Origin of the sequence: Frankia gtarii (assembly GCF_025403375.1) — a bacterium.
GTDB lineage: Bacteria > Actinomycetota > Actinomycetes > Frankiales > Frankiaceae > Frankia > Frankia gtarii.
This window is the reverse complement of record NZ_JAMPTM010000635.1, coordinates 1-410: the sequence shown is the minus strand read 5'-3', so window position 1 is coordinate 410 and position 410 is coordinate 1. Positions and strand designations below refer to the sequence as shown.

The 410-nt window shown below is 54.6% G+C and carries 1 protein-coding gene; it reads right to left on the bottom strand.

All coding sequences use genetic code 11. The features are described 5' to 3' along the window. Positions 1-410 (bottom strand): sigma-70 family RNA polymerase sigma factor (locus NBZ83_RS32685; protein WP_261576574.1); only part of this gene is annotated, 410 nt, incomplete at both ends.

Genomic DNA, 410 nt, shown 5'->3' with positions numbered 1-410 from the left:
GGCTTATCCAGTTGCTCTGCGATCTCTTCCGCACTTGGTTCGTGGTCCAGCTTATGGGACAACTCACGTGCGGTTCGCAGGTAAACGTTCAGCTCCTTTACGATGTGAATCGGCAAACGAATAGTACGGGTTTGGTTCATAATCGCCCGTTCGATCGTCTGGCGAATCCACCAGGTTGCGTATGTTGAGAAGCGGAAACCACGTTCCGGGTCAAACTTCTCTACCGCGCGGATCAGCCCCAGGTTGCCCTCTTCGATCAGGTCCAGCAACGCCAGACCACGATTGCCATAACGGCGGGCAATTTTTACCACCAGACGCAAGTTACTCTCGATCATCCGGCGGCGAGAGGCGACATCTCCACGCAGTGCGCGACGCGCAAAATAAACTTCTTCTTCGGCCGTTAACAGTGG